This is a genomic window from Streptomyces sp. NPDC039465 (assembly GCF_055639315.1).
In genome coordinates, this window is record NZ_JBVKAP010000002.1 from 245163 (window position 1) to 263626 (window position 18464).

16 protein-coding genes are annotated in these 18464 nt (G+C 73.5%); 6 read left to right on the forward strand and 10 right to left on the reverse strand.

The annotated features are described in order from the left end of the window. Positions 1-37 precede the first annotated feature (37 nt). Entirely contained in the window at positions 38-1720 is a 1683-nt protein-coding gene (locus tag ACZ7LT_RS07330; RefSeq protein ID WP_471235012.1) for a hypothetical protein, read from the reverse strand. 82 nt (positions 1721-1802) lie between these two features. Beyond that, a complete protein-coding gene (locus tag ACZ7LT_RS07335) occupies positions 1803-2441 on the reverse strand; it encodes an endonuclease (RefSeq protein ID WP_471235013.1) in 639 nt (212 codons plus the stop codon). Positions 2442-2612: 171 nt separating this feature from the next. On the opposite strand from ACZ7LT_RS07335, the gene ACZ7LT_RS07340 reads away from it, so the two are divergent. Next, the gene (locus ACZ7LT_RS07340; RefSeq protein WP_471235014.1) at positions 2613-3341 is read left to right on the forward strand and encodes a VOC family protein; all 729 of its coding nucleotides are present in this window, start codon (positions 2613-2615) and stop codon (positions 3339-3341) included. Positions 3342-3357: 16 nt separating this feature from the next. On the opposite strand, the gene ACZ7LT_RS07345 is transcribed toward ACZ7LT_RS07340, so the two are convergent. Genes ACZ7LT_RS07345 through ACZ7LT_RS07360 form a run of 4 tightly spaced genes read right to left on the reverse strand, consistent with a single transcriptional unit; the run spans position 3358 to position 7715 of the window. Next, a complete protein-coding gene (locus ACZ7LT_RS07345) occupies positions 3358-3768 on the reverse strand; it encodes a DUF742 domain-containing protein (RefSeq protein ID WP_471235015.1) in 411 nt (136 codons plus the stop codon). Positions 3769-3810: 42 nt separating this feature from the next. After that, a complete protein-coding gene (locus tag ACZ7LT_RS07350; RefSeq protein ID WP_471235016.1) occupies positions 3811-4245 on the reverse strand; it encodes a roadblock/LC7 domain-containing protein in 435 nt (144 codons plus the stop codon). Next, the gene (locus tag ACZ7LT_RS07355) at positions 4242-6824 is read right to left on the reverse strand and encodes a sensor histidine kinase (protein WP_471235017.1); all 2583 of its coding nucleotides are present in this window, start codon (positions 6822-6824) and stop codon (positions 4242-4244) included. The genes ACZ7LT_RS07350 and ACZ7LT_RS07355 overlap by 4 nt, the downstream gene beginning before the upstream one ends. A gap of 54 nt (positions 6825-6878) precedes the next feature. Further along, positions 6879-7715 carry an MHYT domain-containing protein gene (locus ACZ7LT_RS07360; RefSeq protein WP_471235018.1) on the reverse strand — a complete coding sequence of 279 codons (837 nt, stop codon included), beginning with the start codon at positions 7713-7715 and terminating at the stop codon, positions 6879-6881. A gap of 170 nt (positions 7716-7885) precedes the next feature. On the opposite strand from ACZ7LT_RS07360, the gene ACZ7LT_RS07365 reads away from it, so the two are divergent. The 3 genes from ACZ7LT_RS07365 to ACZ7LT_RS07375 all read left to right on the forward strand — a co-directional run bounded on the left by ACZ7LT_RS07365 (position 7886) and on the right by ACZ7LT_RS07375 (position 11016). After that, the gene (locus tag ACZ7LT_RS07365) at positions 7886-8485 is read left to right on the forward strand and encodes a class I SAM-dependent methyltransferase (protein WP_471235019.1); all 600 of its coding nucleotides are present in this window, start codon (positions 7886-7888) and stop codon (positions 8483-8485) included. Positions 8486-8640: 155 nt separating this feature from the next. Further along, positions 8641-9507, forward strand: a complete 867-nt coding sequence (locus tag ACZ7LT_RS07370; protein WP_471235020.1) for a hypothetical protein — start codon at positions 8641-8643, stop codon at positions 9505-9507. A 141-nt stretch (positions 9508-9648) separates the two neighbouring features. After that, the gene (locus ACZ7LT_RS07375; RefSeq protein WP_471235021.1) at positions 9649-11016 is read left to right on the forward strand and encodes a tannase/feruloyl esterase family alpha/beta hydrolase; all 1368 of its coding nucleotides are present in this window, start codon (positions 9649-9651) and stop codon (positions 11014-11016) included. A gap of 28 nt (positions 11017-11044) precedes the next feature. On the opposite strand, the gene ACZ7LT_RS07380 is transcribed toward ACZ7LT_RS07375, so the two are convergent. The 3 genes from ACZ7LT_RS07380 to ACZ7LT_RS07390 all read right to left on the reverse strand — a co-directional run bounded on the left by ACZ7LT_RS07380 (position 11045) and on the right by ACZ7LT_RS07390 (position 13026). After that, positions 11045-11587 (reverse strand): MOSC domain-containing protein, encoded by a 543-nt coding sequence (locus tag ACZ7LT_RS07380; protein WP_471235022.1) that lies wholly within the window; start codon positions 11585-11587, stop codon positions 11045-11047. Between the two features lie 78 nt (positions 11588-11665). After that, the gene (locus ACZ7LT_RS07385; RefSeq protein ID WP_471235023.1) at positions 11666-11848 is read right to left on the reverse strand and encodes a hypothetical protein; all 183 of its coding nucleotides are present in this window, start codon (positions 11846-11848) and stop codon (positions 11666-11668) included. A gap of 98 nt (positions 11849-11946) precedes the next feature. Continuing rightward, the gene (locus tag ACZ7LT_RS07390; RefSeq protein WP_471235024.1) at positions 11947-13026 is read right to left on the reverse strand and encodes a fatty acid desaturase family protein; all 1080 of its coding nucleotides are present in this window, start codon (positions 13024-13026) and stop codon (positions 11947-11949) included. Positions 13027-13173: 147 nt separating this feature from the next. Between ACZ7LT_RS07390 and ACZ7LT_RS07395 the strand changes: the two genes are divergently transcribed. Both ACZ7LT_RS07395 and ACZ7LT_RS07400 read left to right on the forward strand, forming a co-directional pair. Further along, positions 13174-16077: a DEAD/DEAH box helicase gene (locus ACZ7LT_RS07395; RefSeq protein WP_471235025.1), complete on the forward strand. Its 2904-nt coding sequence runs from the start codon at positions 13174-13176 to the stop codon at positions 16075-16077. Between the two features lie 5 nt (positions 16078-16082). Beyond that, entirely contained in the window at positions 16083-17393 is a 1311-nt protein-coding gene (locus ACZ7LT_RS07400) for an SWIM zinc finger family protein (protein WP_471235603.1), read from the forward strand. A 189-nt stretch (positions 17394-17582) separates the two neighbouring features. Here ACZ7LT_RS07400 and ACZ7LT_RS07405 read toward each other — a convergent pair whose 3' ends face one another. Beyond that, entirely contained in the window at positions 17583-18440 is an 858-nt protein-coding gene (locus ACZ7LT_RS07405; RefSeq protein WP_471235026.1) for a bifunctional 5,10-methylenetetrahydrofolate dehydrogenase/5,10-methenyltetrahydrofolate cyclohydrolase, read from the reverse strand. Between the last annotated feature and the right edge of the window lie 24 nt (positions 18441-18464).

The following is an 18464-nucleotide window of genomic DNA, read 5'->3' on the forward strand; positions in this document are numbered from 1 at the left end:
GGCTCTGGCTCTGCGGTGGCGGCGTTGGTGGCGGTCGTCACTCGTCGCCGTCCGGCGGCATCGCGGCGATCCAGGCCTCGACGATCTCGAGGCCGGTCTTGCCGGTGTCGGGCACGGTGCGGCTGAACGGTCCGTGCATGGGGTGGTCCTCGCGGCGCAGCAGGCGCACGAACGCCGAGGCCTCCGGGTCGCCCGGGGTCACCAGCCGCTGCCCGGCCTCCGCCTCCGCGAGCGGTCCCTGGGCGTTCGCCGTACGGAGGTGATCCAGCAGCTCCAGGGGATGGACGAAGAGCTCCGACAGGGAACCCGACTCGGTGGGAATGTGCTCATGGAGAGGGGCCATCGTGCGGAAGAACTCCACGAGGCGGAGCATCATGCGCTCGGGCTCGGTCGTGGCCTGCGTCTCCAGGGCTGCACGACGCAGGAGCTCGATCTGACGGCGGGTGAGCGCCAGCTCCAGGGTGTCGCTGCCGCGCATGAGCGCCGGCATCTTCTGGCGTGCCATGGTCGAGAAATCACCGGCTTCGTCGTAGGAACGGATCAGATCACGCGGGATGGGCAGTACGCCCTTCTGCCAGCTCGTCATGAGCTGCTCGTGAATGGCCAGGACCTGGTGGTAGGGGGCCTCGCCCTGGCCGAAGACGGGTTCGAAGGCGCGCTCGTACTCGGCCGTCTCATGCCGCGCCTGGTTGGTGGCGTTCGTCGTCACGCCGCCGATCCCCTGGTCCGCGTTCATGGCCATCGTGTTCATCAGGCGCACCGTCTCCAGGGCGCGGCGCAGGGTGTCCTCCACCTCGTCCCGGTCCAGCTCACCGGAGACGCCGGGCCCGAGCAGCGCCTGGACGAGGTCGTCCTGCAGCGTGCGGACATGGAAGCTGTCCGGCGCGAAGTCGGGCACTCCGGAGCAGATCCGGGCCGACGCGCCGAGCACCTGGCCGCCGACGGTGGCCTCGACGCTCACGATTCCGTCGCAGGCGTCGTCGACGTAGCCCTTGGAGATGTAGCGCTGCCCCTGTTGGTCGAGCACGCCCTCGTAGGTCTGGGCCGGGAAGGTCACCAGTGGGGCGGCCGGGTCGCCGTCGAAGTGGTCGTCCCAGCGCCCGGCCGCCGGGTCGTACACGTCGTCGCTGACTTGCGGATCCCCCTCCCGTACCCCGAACACCGCGCCCCGGGCGGGCATGAAGCGCATCCGGATCTCGGGGAACTCGGCCGTCGGCCTGATGAAGCGGACCATGCCGAGCGAAACGGACTTGCCCGCTTTGAAATTGGCGGCGCGACCGGTCAGCGGGTGCTCGGCGTGGTCGCTGAACGGCCCGGTGTCGGCGTGGATCCCGTCGTCGACGTCCCCGGTGCGCCGCTGCGCCTTGAGATTGGCCACCACGACCCGCCAGCGCAGGTCGGCGGGGGTCAGGCCGACGGCTTCGAGGTGTGCGGTGGTGAGGGGTTCCAGGTCGCCGGTGTCGAAGCGGGCCCACACCTCCAGGAAGGGCGCCACCGGACGGATCCGGCCCTCGGAGTCCCGGAACCGGACCTCCGCCGGATGTGTCTCCTCCGAGATCGCTCCGCTGGCCGGGTCGACACGCAAGGTCGGCGCGGGCTGCAACTCGCGATACCCGGTCGGTTCGCCGACCACGGCGTGGTAATTGTCCATCGGCTGGTCGGACGACCCGAAGCGACCGATGGCCAGCGGCGGAAGGATCCGCAGTTCGGTGATGGCCATGGGTCCATGACTTCCCGGGGCGCGCCCGGTCCCTCACCTGCCAATCGCGTGGTTTCGCCGCCACCGCCTTCTGCGATACGCGTCAGTCCCCGTCCTTGCCGTGGGACAGGCTCGCCCGTACCAGCGCGGCGGCGAAGCGCGCCAGGTCCTCGGGCGGGACCAGGTGGGACAGGCCGCGGGGGGTGTGCGGGAGGCCGAGGTCGGCGGCGGCGGTGCGGGAGCGCTCGTCGAAGAAGGGGCGGAGGTCGTGCCAGACGGCCTGGGCCTCGCGGCAGAAGATTCCGGCGCCCACCGGACCGATTCTCGGCACCTCCTGGAGGAGCTCGATCAGTCGGCCCTGGTCGCCTCCGGCTTCCTCGCGCAGGTTGCGCAGATCGCCGTCGAACCGGTCGAGGACGAGCTGCGCGCCCTCCCCCAGAGCGGTCGAGGTGGACTCGTCGTAGCGGACGTAATGCGCGCGGCCCAGCAGATCGACGCGCTGCTGCCAGGTGGACTCGACCATCGCCGCAGGTGTGCGGAGCCCTGCCGTGAACAGCTCGCGGGCGGCGTCGGTGGCCGTCTTCGCGCGGATCCGGATCGAGCAGAGGACGGTCAGTACGAGCAGCTGGTACAGGGGCGCCGCGGCGTCACGCAGGGTGATGCCCGCTTCCTCGGCGTACGTGCGCCCGTGCTCGCGCAGCAACCGGGCTGCCTTCTCGGCGCTCGTTCCGGCACTGGTCATGGCCTGCCTCCCTCTCGCACGGTCTCACACGCGCGCCGCCTGCGCCTCTGCGTCTCCCGGGGGCGCGAGAGGTACGGTGGAGGAGTCTTGTCACGCGTGTGACGCGAATGGGTGGCAGTGGTGTCGACGTCAAGTCATGCGGTCTTCGGAGCTCCCTGCTGGGTCAGTCTCATGGCCCGTGATCTGCGCGCCGCGGAGGACTTCTACGGCGCCGTCTTCGGGTGGGACTTCCGGCCCACCCGCCTGGGCGAGGACTTCTCCGTCGCCTTCCACGACGGGGCCCCGGTGGCCGGTATCGGGGCGGTCGCCGGCAGCCTGAACATCGCCGTCGCCTGGACCCCGTACTTCGCCGTCGAGGACGCCGACGCCACCGCCGCCCGCATTCGTGAGCGCAGTGCGACGCTCGCGGTCGGACCGCTCACCTTCGGTACCGGCCGGGCCGCGCTCGCCGCCGACCGGGACGGGGCGATCTTCGGGATCTGGCAGGGCGAGGCCATCCCCGACTGGTGTGACGGCCGGGACAAGGCCCCCGCGTGGCTGGAGCTGCGTACGCGCAACGCCTTCGACGCGGCGATCTTCTACGGCGAGGTCCTCGACTGGGCGTGCGGCCGGCCCGGCAGCTGCGAGGTGGCGTACGAGGAAGAGCATGTGGTGCTGCGCCACGGCGACATCGCCATCGCACGGATCACCGGCGGCGCCCTGGAGTCCGCGCCCGACCCGCAGGTCAGGCCGCGCTGGCATGTGCACTTCTACGTTCCCGACATCGAGTTCGCGCTGGAGACGGCCACCGAGCTGGGCGGCACGCTGGTGGCGCCGGTCGAGGCCACGGAGGACCACAGCTGGGCCATGCTGCGCGATCCCGACGGCGGTATGTTCACGATCACCACTCGCGTTCCGTGACCGTCCGTCCGCCGCTTCAGAGCGCTCTGAGTCCTTCGATGACCTCCCGCAGGATCCTCTCGTCGGGCAGCTGCGCGGGCGGTACGGGCCTGCTGACCTTGACGTAGCCGGCTTCGAGCAGGTCGCCGAGGAGGACCCGGACGACGCCTACGGGCAGGTCGGCGTCGGCGGCGAGTTCCGCCACGGACTGGGTCTCGGCGCGGCACAGGGTCAGCAGGGCGCGGTGCTCCGGGCCTAGGAGGGATTCCTCGGCCCCGTCGGGTGGGTGGTCGTCGACGACGACCAGGGCGATGAGGTCGAACCGTACGTTGCTGGGCCCCGGTTTCGTACGACCGCCGGTCATGGCGTACGGGCGGACGAGGGGTCCTGCCTCGGCGTCGTACCACTGGCCGCCCGGTGGCTGGTCGGCGCCGCTGTCCTCGGTCATGGATGTCTCTCCGGTGGAAGGCTCCGCTGGATGTCGCGGCGGTCAGCCGGTGGCCGGCGGGGCAGGGGTGCTCCTCGGCGGTGCGTACAGGTGCTCGCCGACGCGCTTGACGAGCCGGGCCATCTCGTAGGCGATCAGGCCGATGTCGGCGGTGACCTCGCTGAGGACGGCGAGGCACGATCCGTCCCCGGCGGCCGCGACGAACAGGAAGCCGTCGTCCATCTCCACCATCGTCTGGCGCACTCCTCCGGCGTGGAAATGGCGTCCGGCGCCCTTGGCCAGGCTGTGGAACCCGGAGGCGACGGCCGCGAGATGTTCCGCGTCCTCCCGCGTCAGGCCGCTGGAGGCGCCGACCGCGAGGCCGTCGTTGGACAGCACGACCGTGTGGCGCACCTCGCGGACCCGCAGGACCAGATCGTCCAGCAGCCAGTCGAGTTCGCCCGACCGGTGGGGGGCGATCCTCTCGTGCTCGATCATCTGTCGTCTCCTTCACTGCCGAAACCGGTTCTGCGCGTGCGGTCGGTGGGAGGACGGTCGGTGGGCGTGCCGGGGGCGGCGCCGCCGCCGCGGGCCCAGCCGTCGCGATAGGCCGTCATACGGTCCCGGGCCTGTTCGGGGGTCCGTCGGTCGGTGTCGGGCCCGGCCGGTTCGTGGGGCGGGGCCGGCGGCCGTGCCTCACGCAGCTGGGATACGAGGTGGGACTGGCGTACGCGGCGCGGCAAGCCGTCCGTGGCGCCCGCCTCCGGGCCCGCGTCCTCCTGGCCGCGCTTCCGGAGCGTCGTCACGGCGGCGGGCGCCGGCGTGGTCTCAGGCTCCCCGGGCCGGAGCGCGCGGCGGGCCGCGGACGGGGCGACGGCGACGGGCGGGGGCAGCCGCTGTCCGGCGGGCGCGGCGGGTACGGGGCCCTCCGGCGGCGCCGCGCGGTCCGTACGGGAGGCCGCCGCCACCGCGGACGCCGGCGCCCCGGCCGTCAGTGCCCCTTGGAGCAGTGCGGTCGGCAGCAGGACGACCGCGGTCGTACCGCCGTACGGCGAGGTCCGCAGGTGGACCTTGATGCCGTGCCGGGCGGAGAGGCGGCTGACGACGAAGAGCCCCAGCCGGTCGCTGTCGAACAGGTCGAGCGCCTCGGACTGTTCGATCCGGCGGTTGGCATCGGCGAGGGTCTCCTTGCCCATGCCCAGCCCGCGGTCCTCGATCTCGAGGGCGTAGCCGTTGCCGACGGGCTCGCCGCTGACCCGGACCTTGGTGTGCGGCGGGGAGAACTGCGCCGCGTTCTCGACCAGTTCGGCGAGGAGATGGGTCAGGTCGGCGACGGCCGCGCCGACGACGGAGGTCTCGGGCAGGTGACGTACCTCCACGCGCGCGTAGTCCTCGATTTCGGAGACGGCGGCCCGTACGACGTTGGTGAGCGGGACCGGCATCCGCCAGGCGCGGCCGGGGGCGGCCCCGGACAGGATGATCAGGCTCTCGGCGTGGCGGCGCATGCGGGTGGTGAGGTGGTCGAGACGGAAGAGGTCGCCGAGTTCGCTCGGATCGTCGGCGCGGCGCTCCATGCTGTCGAGGAGGTTGAGCTGACGGTGGACCAGGACCTGGCTGCGGCGGGCGAGGTTGACGAAGACGCCGGAGATTCCACTGGCCAGTTCGGCCCGTTCGACGGCGGCGCTCAGCGCGGCGCGGTGGACGGTGCCGAGCGCCTCGCCGACCTGCCCGATCTCGTCCTGTTCGGCGGGACCGGCCGGCGCCTCCGCCCGGACGTCGATCTCCTCGCCGGCGCGCAGCCGCCGCATAGCGTGGGGCAGTTTGCGGCGGGCGATCTCCAGGGCGGTGTTGCGAAGACTGACGAGCTCCACGACGAGGCCGCGGCCGATGCGTACGGAGATGACGAGGGAGGCGGCGACCGCGGCGAGGCCGAAGAGGACCGCCGCGCCCGCCGGGGTGAGCGCGCCGTCGGCGAACGGGTCGGCGCGGTCGGCGGCGCTGCGCCGGGCGTCGGCCTCAAGCGTGTCGAGTGCGGCGCTGACGGGGTCGTAGGCGCTGTCCCAGGTGCTCGCGGGGACGGCGGTGGCGGCCTTGCGGCCCGGCGGGGCGGTACGGACCCGGTCCTCGGCGGCGGTGAGCTGCTGGTAGGCGGGCTGGGCGGTGAGGGCGCGCCAGGCGTCGCGGTCGGGTCCGCGCAGGTCGGCCCCGGCGGTCTCGGCGAGGTGGCGGCGGATCTCCACGGCGCCGGCGAAGGCGCGTTGGCGGGCCGCGCCCAGTTCCGTACCGAGGTGGGCGGAGGACAGGAGGGCGTCCTCGCGGGCGAGCATCTCGGTGGCCCGGCCGAATTCGAGGAGCACGCGCGCGTCGGAGCCGGTCGTGCCGTCCTGGACGCCGGTCAGTGCGCCGCTCGCGGCGAAGGCCGCGGAGATGGTGTCGGTGTATCGCGTGTAGGCGGTGTCCCAGTCGGTCTTGCCGTCGAGGACGGCGCTCCGCACCGTCCGCAGGGCGCGGGCGCGTTCGATGAAGCTCTCCACCCGGCGGGAGGCGTCGGCGGGCAGGCCGCCGGTGTCCGCGACGGTGTGTCCGCCGCCGAGGTCGAGCCGGGCGACGGCGGTGTCGGTGGCGCGTCCCTGTTCCTTCAGTTCGGCGGCCCGTCCGGGTCCCGGCGCGGCGATCTGCCGTACGGCGGCGCGGCGTTCGGCCTGGAGGGCGGTGACGGCGGCCGCGAAGGGTGCCCGTATCTCCGCGTCGATGCGCTGGAGCTGCCGGAGCCGGGCGATGTCCTGGGCGGTGGTGACGGTCGCGAAGCCCCACAGGCCCAGCAGCGACACGACGGGCACCATCAGCAGCGAGACGATCTTGGCGCGGACGGTCCGGGGGCGCAGGTGGGCACTTCGCCGGGCCTGCGCCTCCGTCGCGCTCTGTCCTCCCGACGGGCTCTGTGCTCCCGTCCCGTCGCCCTGGCCCCCTGCGCCCTGTTCGTCGGCGGGCGGTCCGGCGTGGGCGCGGCGCCCTCGCGCGGCCGGCGTGGGCGGTGGCGAGCTGGTGTCGTGGGTGGTGTGGCGGGGAGTTCGCATGGCCTCCTCGTTCCGGGTACGGGGCTGGGTGCGGCGGCCCGCGCCGGGGCCGGGTTATGCGGGGGCGGGCGGTCGTGCCGTCGTCGTGCCGGGCAGGGAGCCGTCGCGCGGCCCGTCCGGGTCGGCCGGGTCCGCGGTGGCTCGTTCGGCGGAGGCGTAGGCGGCGCGTTCCCTGGCGGTCGGGGTCAGGGCGACGAAGGCAGAGGTGAGGAAGAGGTAGGACCCGAGGCCGACGGCGAGGGGGAAGATGAACTGCATCGCCGTGGCCCCGGGGAGCGTGCCGTGGGAGGGCGCCACCTCGACCTCGACGGCGAGCATTCCGGTGTAGTGCATGCTGCTGACGGCCGCGCCCATGACGAGTGAGGCGACGGCGACCGCGACGGGCGACTTGATGTTCAGGGCCGCCCACAGGGCCGCGGACGCCGCGACGACCGCGATGGCGACGGAGAGGGCGACGATGAGGGGGTCGTAGCGCACCTGCCCGTGCAGCCGTAGGGCGGCCATGCCGAGGTAGTGCATGCTCGCCACGCCGAGGCCGGTGGTGAGGCCGCCTAGGAGGAGCGAGCGCAGCCGGTCGCGGCCGTGCCCGACGGCGAAGACGCCCACGCCGACGACGAGCACGGCGACGAGGAGGCTGAGGAGGGTCAGCGGCACGTCGTAACGGATGTCGGTGCCGCTGACGCCGAAACCGAGCATGGCGACGAAGTGCATCGTCCAGATGCCCGTGCCGAGGGCGGAGGCGGCGGTGAGCAGCCAGTTGCGCCGGGACCGGCCGGTGGCTTCCAGCGCTCGGACGGTGCAGCGCAGCCCGAGGGCGGCGCCGATGCAGGCCATCGCGTACGACAGCACGGGGGTCAGCCAGCCGAATGTGGCGTGGTCCAGGTGTCCCATGGCTCAGGGACGCTAGTCCTCATAGGGGCGCACGACAGGGGCGCATTTCGAAAGCTGTTGGAATATGACACAGAGATGTTCCTGAACGATCGCGCAGCGCTCGAACGTGCGCACAGGTGATTCACCGAAGAGGCTGAACTCTCCCCGGATCCCTGAGGGATCATGACGGCATGAGCGACGACCCCACGCAGGTACAGGAATTCTTCACGGCCCGGGCCGCCGACTGGGACAGCCGTTTCCCCGACGACGGGCCGGCCTACGCCGCCGCCGTCGCGGAGCTGGGCCTGCGGCCCGGTGCCGCCGTCCTCGACGCGGGCTGCGGCACGGGACGGGCCCTGCCCGCCCTGCGCGACGCCGTGGGCCCCGGCGGCACCGTCCTCGGTGCCGATCTGACCCCGGCGATGCTGGAGGCGGCGGTACGCGCCGGCCGGGACGCGTACGGACAGCTGCTGCTCGCCGACGTCGGCGCGCTGCCGCTCGCCACGGGGGCGCTGGACGCTGTGTTCGGGGCTGGGCTCATCTCGCATCTGCCCCGGCCGCAGGAGAATCTGCGCGAGCTGGCGCGGGTGGTGCGGCCCGGCGGGCTGCTCGCGCTGTTCCACCCGATCGGGCGCGCCGCCCTCGCCGCCCGCCATGGCCGGGCGATCACCGACGACGACCTGCGCGCCGAGCCGAACCTGCGGCCGCTGCTCTCCCGCGCCGGCTGGCGGTTGGAGTCGTACGTCGACGAGGACGCCCGCTTCCTCGCGCTCGCCCGCCGGGACGCCTGAGAGAGCGGGGAAGGGCGAGCCGCTCCGGCCAGTTCGTACCGCTTTGCCCGCCACCGGCTCCCCAGGGGCCGACCCCGGACTCCCCGCGGACTCTCGACGGCTGGGCTACCGCTGGTTAAGGTGCGCCGACGAACGATCGGGATGAGGAGGCCGCCGTGGCCGGGACGGACAACGTCGACGACGACGCGCTGTATGTGCTGACGGCCGTCCTGCTGACACCCGCGCAGTTCCCCACCGTCCTCGGCGACGACTACCCGGCCGCCTGCGCGTCCCTGGGCCTGGAGGCGTACGCCGAGGGCTACGGGCTGGTGCTGGGCCAGGACGGTACGGGAGCGCGCTGGACCGTCGTGGTCGACGACGTGTCGCTGGTCGCCGTGGCCATCGCGTCCTGGGACTGCGGCATGGCCTACGACCTGTCGCCCGACGAGCGGTCGGTGGTGGCCGCGCTCCCCGGGTGGCCGCTGGCCGTGGCGACCGCGGCGCCGGATCTGCCCGCGCCGCACGATCCGGAGCCGGAGGAGGGCGACCCGCCGGTACTGGCTCCGCTGGACGCCGGGGAGTGGGGGCCCGCCCAGCGGCGTATGGGCGCGGACGCCATAGCGCTTCAGTGGGAGGCGTGGCGGGCGGAGTTCGACGGCTCGTCCGGCGGTGACCCCGGCGACGTCGCGTCCGAGACCACCGCCGCAGACGCGGAGGCCGGGTCCGACCCTGCGTCCGAGACCACCGCCGCGGACGCGGAGGCCGAAGCCGACCCGTACGACGGGGTGCGGCGCGCGCTCGCCGAACTGCGCGGGTACCTCCAGGAGCCGCCACCGGTCGGCCGGGTGCGGTCCACCTTCGCCACCGCGGACGCCCGGATGCTGCGCGCGGACGGACCCGGCTGGTCCCTGGTCGCCCGCACCGACGACATGGCGTTCGTGCTCCTGGACGACGAACCGCGCGAGGTCCTGCCGGTGGCCCGTGGCCCCAAGCTCCCGGCCCTGCTGGAGGCGTTGGACGCCATGGCGGTCCGCCCGTCCTGAGCCACGCGCCGCTGGGGAGACGGGTCCGGGGCACATGCGTGAGTCGCGCGAGGTGGGGTGCCGGACCATGGCCGGGCGGTGAGGGTGCCCGGACGATGGTCGGCGCGTGACACCCAGCCGTCGTCCCACCGGAGGCCGTCCATGCGCCTGCTGCGAGGCGTTACCCTGCTCACCGCGCTCCTGACGGGGCTCACCCTCACCGCCCCCGCCGGGGCCACGACCGGCCCTCCGGAGCCGTGCGCCCGTCCGGCAGCGCTCGCCGTCCCCGGCGCGGCGCACCAGCGGACGGCCTGTCTGGGCGATCTGACGACGGCGGCGCTGGCCGGTACTCCGTACACCGACATGGCCGACCAGGCGGGACTCTCCGCGCGCGGGACACGCAATCCGTCGGGGGTGCCGGGGATCCAGATCGATGGCTACTTCCCGGACGACTCACGGCTGAACGCCACGCACGGCTGGCGGCACGACGCCCAGTTCGTGATCCGGCTGCCCGACCGGTGGAACGGCGGACTCGTGGTGACGGGCGCGCCGGGCACCCGTCGGCAGTACTCCACGGACACGCTCATCTCCGACCAGGTCCTGGCCCAGGGGTACGCGTACGCGGCGACGGACAAGGGCAACACCGGACCCGACTTCTTCACCGACGGGCGGCGCCCGGGGGACGCGGTCGCCGAGTGGAACCGCCGGGTCACCGAACTGACCGTCGCCGCCCAGCGGGTCGTACGGCAGCGGTACGGGCACGGCCCCTTGCGCACGTACATGACGGGCATCTCCAACGGCGGCTATCTCACGCGCTGGCAGCTGGAGAACCGGCCCGATCTGTACGACGGCGGGGTGGACTGGGAGGGCGTGCTGTGGACGACGCGCGGGCCGAACCTGCTGACCGGTCTGCCGGTCACCGTGGCCCGCTCCCTGGGGGAGGCCGATGACGACGATCTGCTGGCGGCCGGGTTCGCGCCCGGGTCGCGGTTCCTGTGGCCGTACCACGAGAAGGTCTACTGGGGGCTGACCCAGAAGGCGTTCCGGGCGGAGTTCGACCCCGCGTACGATCCGGCCTGCCCGGGCGCCTCGGCCGGTACGACGCCGGAGCAGATCTTCGCCGCCTGCCCCTCCGACGCGGCCTACTCCTACACGTCGCGGCCTGCGTCCGTCCGGCGGGCGGTCGCGAAGGTCGCCCTGACAGGCAGAATCGGACGCCCCCTGATCACCTTGCATGGGGATCTGGATGCCTTGCTGCCGATCGCGACCGATTCCGATGTGTACGCGCGCATGATCGAGCACAAGGGGCCCGGCGGGCTGCACCGGTACTACCGGATCGAGTACGGCACGCACGCCGACGGCCTGTACGACACCCATCCGGACCGGCTGCGGCCGATCCTGCCCTGCTACCGCTCGGCGTTCTCAGCGCTGACGGCATGGGTCGAGAAGGGTACGCCGCCGCCCGGGAGCCGTACGGTCGCCCGGCCCTCGGGCGGGGACGTGGTCAACTCCTGCGCCCTGCGCGGATAGTGCGGAACGGGCGGCGGGGCCCCGTCGATCAGACCCGCTCCAGGGGGCGGTGCGGCCCGGTCGGGAGCTCGATCTCGATCGGGTCGCCCGGCCGGACCACACCACCCGTCCGCACCACGCTCATGATTCCGGCCTTGCGGATCAGCCGCCCGGCGGCGTCGCGGCCGACGACCCGCTTCAGCAGCCCGTCCTGGAAGGTGTCGATCTGCACACAGGGGTTGCGCAGTCCGGTGACCTCCACGACCGCCTCAGGACCTATGTGCAGCAGGGTGCCGGTGGGGAGGCCAAGGAGATCGACACCGCTGGTGGTGATGTTCTCGCCAAGGTCTCCGGGCCCGACCCGGAATCCGGCCTCGGCGACCTCGGTGAACAGCTCCTCGTGGATGAGGTGGACCTGACGGAGGTTCGGGGCGGTGGGGTCCTTGGCCACCCGGGAGCGGTGCTTGACCGTCACTCCCGCGTGGACGTCCCCCTCCACCCCGAGCCCGGCGAGCAGGGTGATGCTCTCCCGGTTCGGCTTCGTGAAGGAGTAGCTGCCGTTGCTGCTCACCGTGGTGACCGTCGCGCCCATCCCCCGGGCTCCCCTCTCCGCGTTCGAACAAGTTCATCCTGCTCGAAAGATCTTCGGGGAGCCTATCGGGCCAGGCCGCTACCTGCCGATCTGCTTGCGTGAGACCCGACGCAGCCGACGGCGCTGGCTCGGGTCGAGCGCGAGGTAGGCCACGGCGGGGACGCCGACGATCACCAGCAGTGAGAGCCAGAAACCGATCAGCGGTATCAGGACAAGGCCTACGACCACTCCCCCGAGGGCGATCTTCCCGTTTGTCGACATCTTCGTGCCTCCTTCGCGGCCTTGGGCCGCCTTCTTCCATTGAACGCCCGAAACCTGACGGCGGTTCCCCCGAGGAACCGCCGTCGTCCGCGGCCGGCTCAGGCCGCGCGCAGCGGCTCGCCGACCTCGTACAGATGGCCGAGCGCCTGGCGGTAGGAGTCGACGAGGCCGGTCTCCGTGTACGGGATGCCCAGGGCGCGGCAGTGGGCGCGGACGGCCGGCTGGGCGAGCCGCAGATGCGGGCGGGGCATGCTCGGGAAGAGGTGGTGCTCGATCTGGTAGTTCAGGCCCCCCAGGAACCAGTCGGTGAGCGGGCCGCCGCGGATGTTGCGGGAGGTGAGGACCTGGCGGCGCAGATGGCCCCAGCGCTCACCGTCCTCGCCGGGTATCTCCATGCCCTTGTGGTTCGGGGCGAACGCCATGCCCAGGTGGAGGCCGAGCAGCATCTGGTGGATCAGCGCGAAGACCAGGGCCTGGCCGGCCGTGAGGGTGCTCAGCAGCAGGGCCGCGTAGCCGACGACATGGGCGAGGAGCAGGGCGCCCTCGGTGAGGCGGTCGCGCCGGTTGCGGTAGGGACCGTCCTTGGAGAACAGCGCCTGGAAGCCGTACACCTTGAGCGCGATGCCCTCCAGCGTGGTCAGCGGGAAGAAGAGCCAGGCCTGATGCCGGGTGAGCCAGGCCCGGAAGCCGGTGCGGTCCGCCGCCTGGTGCTGGGCGAAGACCAGCACGTCCGCGGCGACATCGGGGTCCTTGTCCAGGTGGTTGGGGTTGGCGTGGTGGCGGTTGTGCTTGTCGTTCCACCACTCCTGGCTCATGCCGAGGAGGAGGTTGGCGTGGACGAGCTGGATGAGCCGGTTGGTGCGGCGGTCGGCGGCGATCTGCGCATGGCCGGCGTCATGGCCGACGAACGCGCAGCGGGCGGAGAGCAGGGCGAGCGGTAGGGCCAGCGTCATCGCCCACCAGGAAGGGCCCAGGAGGACCAGGCCTGTGATGACGGCGGCCAGGCCCAGCAGGTTCACCGCGATGCCGCGCGCGTACCAGGCGGTGCGGCGCTCCAGCAGGCCCTGTTCCTTGACCGTGCGCAGCAGCGGGGCGAACTCGCTGCCGGCGGCCCGGGGCCGGGCGGTGGACGCGAGGGCCCGTTCGGGTGCCGTGAGCGTTGCGGCGGCCTGTGGCATGCGGTCTCCCCTGGTGAGGCCGGTGCGCCGACTGCGCCCCGGTCCCCAGAAACGTACGGAGCGGCGCCGGTGGGGAACCATGGCGTCATCCCCCGAGTTCAGTGGGGGTCAGCCCAGGGGGCGGGGTGGTGCTGGCTCCACCACGCCATGATCGAGTACCCTCGGCGGCCCCGTCCACTAGTCAAATTTGAGGAATCAGTGAGCGTGTCCGAATTCTTCGGCTCTTCGGCTGTCTTCCTGCCCGCCGACCCGGCACGGGACGGCCGGGTCGCCTTCTGGCGCGACGGCGACGGACCGCCCCGGCACGAGAGCGGCGGGGGCGAGGAGCTGGGTGTTGTCGAGGACCTGACCGTGGTCGCGGACGACCTCCGCACCCGGATCGTGCGGGCCCGGCTGCTGCCCGTACGGGAGGCCATGCCCGTCCTCACGCGCGCGAGGACGGCGCCGGACGCGTCGCCCGAGACCGCGTTCTGGGGTGCGGCGGCGCTCCTCGGTCTCCATCTGGTGGCGCGCGGGCTGCTGCTGCCCGGGCTCACGGCCGCGGACCGGGACGCCTGGCGGATCGGTCCGCTGTCGCCCGAGGACCTGGAGCTCGTACGGACGCTGGCGGCGTCGATGCCGCCGGGCGCCCATGCCGTACCCCTGCCCGCGGTGGACGGCGCCTCCCCGCGGCTGCCGGAGCCCGAGGGGCTGCTGCGGGCCTTCCTGGACGCCGTCGCCGACGGGCTACCGCGCACCCCCGCCGCGCCCCTCGCCGCCGGCGGCCCGGCCTTCGCGGCGCTTCCCGCGCAGCAGGTGCCGGCACAGCGCGGCTGGGCGGCGGACGTGGCCGCCGGGTACGACGCGGGCGTACGGCTCTCGCTGCGCGTCGAAGTGTCGGGGCTCGGCGCCGGAGCCGACGCTCCGGAGGCGCCCGCCTTCCGGGCCGTCCTGCAGATACACAGCGTCAGCGACGCCGCGCTGGTCGCCGACGCCGCGGAGGTGTGGGCGGGCAGCGGGCCCGCGGCGGGCGCCTTCGGGCCGCGCGCCCGGATGGACGCGCTCCTCGCGCTGCGCCGAGCCGCACGCGCCTGGGCGCCGCTGACCCCGCTCCTGTCCGCCGCCGTCCCCGACGCCGTCGACCTCGCCGACGAGGAGATCACCGAGCTGCTCGGCGAGGCGGCGCGGGCGCTCGCGGCGACGGGCATGCAGGTGCACTGGCCAAGGGAGCTGGCGCGCAAGCTGACCGCGCGGGCCGTGATCGGGCCGCCCGCCGGCGACGACCACGGTCGGGACCGGGACGGCTCCGGCATGCCCTCGTTCCTCTCCGCCGACGCCCTGCTCTCCTTCAACTGGCGTTTCGCCGTGGGCGACGACACCCTCACCCGCGCGGAGCTCGACCAGCTCGCCGAGGCCGGGCGGCCGTTGGTGCGGCTGCGCGGGCAGTGGGTGCTGGTCGACCCGGCGGAGGCGCTGCGGGCCCGGGAGAGCCAGGACCGCAAGGTCAGCCCGATCGACGCGCTGGGTGCCGTACTGACCGGCTCGACGGAGGTGGACGGCCGCCCGGTGGCGGTCGAGGCGTCGGGGTGGCTGGCACGGCTTAGGGAGCGGCTGGCCGACCCGGAGGGCGGGCGACAGGACCTCGCCCAGCCCGCCGCGCTCCGGGCGACCCTCCGCGACTACCAGCTGCGTGGCCTGAACTGGCTGCACCGGATGACGTCGCTGGGGCTCGGCGGCTGCCTCGCCGACGACATGGGCCTGGGAAAAACGATCACTCTGATCGCGCTTCATCTGCACCGCCAGACCGACCCGGCCGCCGCGGGGCCCACCCTCGTGGTCTGCCCCACCTCGCTGATGGGCAACTGGCAGCGGGAGATCGAGAGGTTCGCCCCCGGCACCCCGGTCCGCCGCTTCCACGGCACGACCCGCACCCTCGACGGCCTGGCCGACGGAGAGTTCGTCCTCACCACGTACGGCACCATGCGGCTCGACGCGGCGCGGCTGGCCGAGCCGGCCTGGGGCATGGTCGTCGCGGACGAGGCCCAGCACGTCAAGAACCCCTATTCGGCCACCGCCCGGCAGCTGCGCACCATCGGTACGAAGGCGCGCGTGGCGCTGACCGGAACGCCCGTGGAGAACAACCTCTTTGAGCTGTGGGCGATCCTGGACTGGACGACCCCCGGCCTGCTCGGGCGCCTCGGCACCTTCCGTACCCGCTACGCGCAGGCCGTCGAGGGCGGCGACCCGGCGGCCGCCGAGCGGCTGGCGGCGCTGGTCCGCCCGTTCCTGCTGCGCCGCCGCAAGTCCGACCCGGGGATCGCGCCCGAACTGCCCCCGAAGACCGAGACCGACCGGGCCGTGTCGCTGACCAAGGAACAGGCCGGCCTCTACGAGGCGGTGGTGCGCGAGACGCTCGCGGCGATCGCCGAGGCGGACGGCATGGAGCGCCGCGGCCTCGTGATGAAGCTGCTGACCGCGCTGAAGCAGATCTGCAACCACCCGGCGCAGTACTTGAAGGAGGACAACCCCACCATCGCGGACCGCTCCGGGAAGCTGGAGCTCCTCGACGAACTCCTCGACACGATCCTCGCCGAGGAGGCGGCCGTGCTCGTCTTCACCCAGTACGTGCAGATGGCGCGGCTCCTGGAACGGCATCTGGCGGCCCGGGGGGTGCGGACGCAGTTCCTGCACGGAGGGACCCCGGTGGCGGAGCGGGAGGCGATGGTGCAGCGCTTCCAGGACGGCGAAGTGCCGGTGTTCCTGCTGTCGTTGAAGGCCGCCGGCACCGGCCTGAACCTGACCCGCGCCGGTCATGTGGTGCACTACGACCGCTGGTGGAACCCGGCCGTCGAGGCACAGGCCACGGACCGGGCGTACCGGATCGGGCAGACCCAGCCGGTGCAGGTCCACCGGATCGTCGCGGAGGGCACGATCGAGGACCGCATCGCCGACATGCTGGCGAGCAAACGGGAGCTGGCGGACGCCGTCCTCGGCTCCGGCGAGGGCGCGCTGACCGAACTGACCGACGCCGAGCTGGCGGACCTGGTGGAGCTGCGAGGGAACGGGCGATGAGGGCGATGAGGGCGATGAGTGACGCGTACGACAACGAGGACGGGGCCGCCCCGGAGGAGGAGCGGACCTTCGCCGCGCTGCCGCCGGTACACGGCGGTACGTTCGCCCGGACCTGGTGGGGACGGGCCTGGCTGAAGGCGCTGGAGGACACCGCGCTCGACGGCCAGCAGCTCAAGAAGGGCCGTAAGCACGCGCGCGATGGCTCGGTCGGCGCGGTGACGGTCCGGCCCGGGCGGATCACCGCGGTCGTCAGGGACCGGGACGGCACGGGTCATCGGAGCGACGTCCTGCTCCAAGAGCTCTCGGCGGAGGGCTGGCACCGCTTCCTGGACATGGCCGTCGACAGCGCCGGACACATCGCGGCGCTCCTCGACCGCGAGATGCCGCCGGACCTGGTGGAGGACGCGGCGGCGGCCGGGGTGGAGCTGCTGCCCGGCATCGGCGACCTGGAGCCGGAGTGCACCTGCGAGGCGTGGGACCACTGCCCGCACACCGCCGCGCTCTGCTACCAGGTGGCGCGCCTCCTCGACCAGGATCCGTTCGTCCTGCTGCTGATGCGGGGCCGCGGTGAGCGACGGCTCCTCGACGAGCTCCAGGTCCGCAGCGCGGCGCGGGCCGCGTCGGAGCATCCCGAGCCCGTCGCGGAAGCGGCCGGTGTCCCCGCCGAGGAGGCGTTCGCGGCGCGCGGCATCCTGCCCCCGCTGCCCGCCCCGCCCCCACTGCCCGGCGCGCCCGGCGAACCGCCCTCCCTGGAGACCGAGTCGGGCCCCGCGCCCGGGCTCGACCCCGCGGCGCTGGAGTTCCTGGCGGCCGACGCCGCGGCCCGTGCGCACCGGATGCTGGCCGAGGCCCGGGCACCGGGGCACGACCGGCACCCGGTGGAGCCGGCCCTGACGGTCGGCCAGGACGCGGTCCGGCTGGCCGCGGCCCCGGCCGCGCCCTGGATCGCCGCCCGGCTGGCGTCGGGCACGGGCCGCCGACGCGCCGAACTCGACCTGGCCACGCGCGCGTGGAGCCTGGGTGGCGCGCCGGCCCTGAAGGTCCTGGAGGAGGACGTCTCCCCGGCCCCGGACGTCCTGGCCCGCGCGCTGACCCAGCTCGCCGAGGCCTGGGACGACCCCGACCGCCCGCCCCTGCGCCAGACGGGCCCGGCCCGCTGGACCGTGATCGGCGCAGACGTACAACTACGCCTGGGCGAGGACGGCCGCTGGTGGCCGTACACCAAGTCCCGCGGCCGCTGGACCCCCTCGGGCCCGGCGGATCCGGATCCGGCGGCGGCGCTGGTGGGGGTGACGGTGGAGCCGGGCCGACCGTAGCCGGGTGGGGTGGGGTGGGGGCTGGAAGGGCGGCGGGGCGGATGCCGGGCCGGCCGCCCCGGGGGGCCCGGCCCCCTAGCAGGGTGCGTACGGGGAGGCCCGGGGCGGCAGCCGGGGGCGGAAGGCGGTCCGGCCCCCGCCGCCGGGTCCGTACGGCGCGGGGCAGCGGCCCGCCCGGCCAGCCGGCCGCTACAGCCCGAGCTGGCGCTCGGCCGCGTCCACGGTCTGAGCGAGCAGGACCGCGATGGTCATCGGGCCGACGCCGCCCGGCACCGGGGTGATCAGGCTCGCGCGCTCGGCGGCGCTGTCGAAGTCGACGTCGCCGACGTTGCCGGGGTTGTAGCCCGCGTCGATGACGACCGCGCCCGGCTTGATGTCCTCGCCGCGGATGAAGCGGGGACGGCCTACGGCGGCGACGAGGATGTCGGCCTCGGCGACGATCTCCGAGAGGCCGGTGGTGCGGGAGTGGCAGTAGGTGACCGTCGCGTCCCGGGCGAGCAGCAGCATGCCAGCCGGCTTACCGAGGATCGCGCTGCGTCCGACGACCACCGCGCGCTTCCCGGACGGGTTCACGTCGTAGGCGTCGAGGAGACGCATGATGCCGGCGGGGGTACAGGATTCGAAGCCGGGCAGGCCGAAGCTCATCGCCGCGAACGAGGTCATCGTGACGCCGTCGACGTCCTTCTCCGGCGCGATCGCCTCGAAGGCGGCCCGCTCGTCGATGTGCGGTCCGACCGGGTGCTGGAGCAGGATGCCGTTGACCTCGGGGTCCTGGGAGAGCCCGGTGAGGGTGGCGACGAGTTCCTCGGTGGTCGTGGCGGCCGGCAGCTCTATGTGCCGGGAGCGGATTCCGGCCTTCTCGCAGCGGGCGCGCTTCATCCGTACGTACGTCACGGAGGCCGGGTCCTCGCCGACGAGGACGGTCGCCAGGCACGGGGCCGTACCCGTACGGCGGGTGATCTCGGCGGCGCGGGCGGCGGTCTCCTCGACGGTGCGGCGGGCGAGCGCGGTGCCGTCCATGAGGCGTGCGGCGGGAACGGTGGGCATGGGCCACTCCTGAGCATCGGTCGT

Bases quoted from the DNA above. Each gene is read 5' to 3' on its own strand.
- ACZ7LT_RS07335 (WP_471235013.1), bottom strand. From the start codon at position 2,441: ATGACCAGTGCCGGAACGAGCGCCGAGAAGGCAGCCCGGTTGCTGCGC.
- ACZ7LT_RS07395 (WP_471235025.1), top strand. From the start codon at position 13,174: ATGATCGAGTACCCTCGGCGGCCCCGTCCACTAGTCAAATTTGAGGAA.
- ACZ7LT_RS07340 (WP_471235014.1), top strand. From the start codon at position 2,613: ATGGCCCGTGATCTGCGCGCCGCGGAGGACTTCTACGGCGCCGTCTTC.
- ACZ7LT_RS07405 (WP_471235026.1), bottom strand. From the start codon at position 18,440: ATGCCCACCGTTCCCGCCGCACGCCTCATGGACGGCACCGCGCTCGCC.
- ACZ7LT_RS07345 (WP_471235015.1), bottom strand. From the start codon at position 3,768: ATGACCGAGGACAGCGGCGCCGACCAGCCACCGGGCGGCCAGTGGTAC.
- ACZ7LT_RS07350 (WP_471235016.1), bottom strand. From the start codon at position 4,245: ATGATCGAGCACGAGAGGATCGCCCCCCACCGGTCGGGCGAACTCGAC.
- ACZ7LT_RS07330 (WP_471235012.1), bottom strand. From the start codon at position 1,720: ATGGCCATCACCGAACTGCGGATCCTTCCGCCGCTGGCCATCGGTCGC.
- ACZ7LT_RS07365 (WP_471235019.1), top strand. From the start codon at position 7,886: ATGAGCGACGACCCCACGCAGGTACAGGAATTCTTCACGGCCCGGGCC.
- ACZ7LT_RS07385 (WP_471235023.1), bottom strand. From the start codon at position 11,848: ATGTCGACAAACGGGAAGATCGCCCTCGGGGGAGTGGTCGTAGGCCTT.
- ACZ7LT_RS07355 (WP_471235017.1), bottom strand. From the start codon at position 6,824: ATGCGAACTCCCCGCCACACCACCCACGACACCAGCTCGCCACCGCCC.
- ACZ7LT_RS07360 (WP_471235018.1), bottom strand. From the start codon at position 7,715: ATGGGACACCTGGACCACGCCACATTCGGCTGGCTGACCCCCGTGCTG.
- ACZ7LT_RS07400 (WP_471235603.1), top strand. From the start codon at position 16,083: ATGAGGGCGATGAGTGACGCGTACGACAACGAGGACGGGGCCGCCCCG.
- ACZ7LT_RS07375 (WP_471235021.1), top strand. From the start codon at position 9,649: ATGCGCCTGCTGCGAGGCGTTACCCTGCTCACCGCGCTCCTGACGGGG.
- ACZ7LT_RS07390 (WP_471235024.1), bottom strand. From the start codon at position 13,026: ATGCCACAGGCCGCCGCAACGCTCACGGCACCCGAACGGGCCCTCGCG.
- ACZ7LT_RS07380 (WP_471235022.1), bottom strand. From the start codon at position 11,587: ATGGGCGCGACGGTCACCACGGTGAGCAGCAACGGCAGCTACTCCTTC.